General features: G+C 58.2%; 1 protein-coding gene. It reads right to left on the reverse strand.

Annotated elements, in window-relative coordinates; all coding sequences use genetic code 11:
• Nucleotides 1-51 precede the first annotated feature (51 nt).
• Nucleotides 52-819 (reverse strand): IS30 family transposase (locus B7449_RS19300; protein WP_148431451.1); only part of this gene is annotated, 768 nt, incomplete at its 5' end.

Consider the following 819-nt stretch of genomic DNA (forward strand, 5'->3'; position numbering starts at 1 on the left):
CCAGCCAGCGCCAGGCGTTCGGTATATCGGATCGACAGGTATTGGGCGGATTCAACCGGTCGCCGCAACACGTTCGATCATATCCTGTTTGAGTAGCCGGTCGAGCGCTTCTGCGGGGGTTCTCCATTCGAGTGTTTTTCGTGGTCTCGTATTTAGAGCATGGGCAACAGCGCTCAGTTCTTCGCTGCAATGCTGGCTGAGATCGGTGCCTTTGGGAAAGTATTGGCGAAGCAGGCCATTGGTGTTTTCGTTGCTCCCGCGCTGCCAGGCGCTCTGAGGGTCGCAGAAGTAGATATCAAGACCCGTGTCGATCCGAAGCTGAGCGTGCTGCGCCATCTCTGCACCCTGATCCCAGGTCAGGGAACGGCGCAGATGTGCCGGGAGATCCATAATGGTTTCGGAGATGGCACAGCGGACGGCTTCAGCACCATGACCGGCAAGAGCTGGACCGTTCTTGATCGAGTTGGTCTTGCCGTGGCCTTCCATGCGCGGCAGGTGCAAGAGCATAGTGAAGCGCGTGGTGCGTTCAACCAGTGTGCCGATCGCCGAACTGCCAAGGCCGAGAATGAGGTCGCCTTCCCAATGTCCCGGCACCGCTCTGTCGTTAATCTCGGCAGGCCGATCGCTGATCATAAGCGCATCTGAGATGAAGGACTTGCCTCGGTTTTTGGCTCGCTCCCGAGGCAGACGCAGTGCCCGTCCAGAGCGAAGACAGGCCGAGAGTTCCCGCTTCAGAACTCCACGTCCTTGGATGTAGAGTGCCTGATAGATGGCTAGAGGTGGCCCCGTCCGTTCGGACAGTTTTGTGGGCTTGATAAG

This window comes from Komagataeibacter intermedius TF2 (assembly GCF_000964425.1).
GTDB lineage: Bacteria > Pseudomonadota > Alphaproteobacteria > Acetobacterales > Acetobacteraceae > Komagataeibacter > Komagataeibacter intermedius.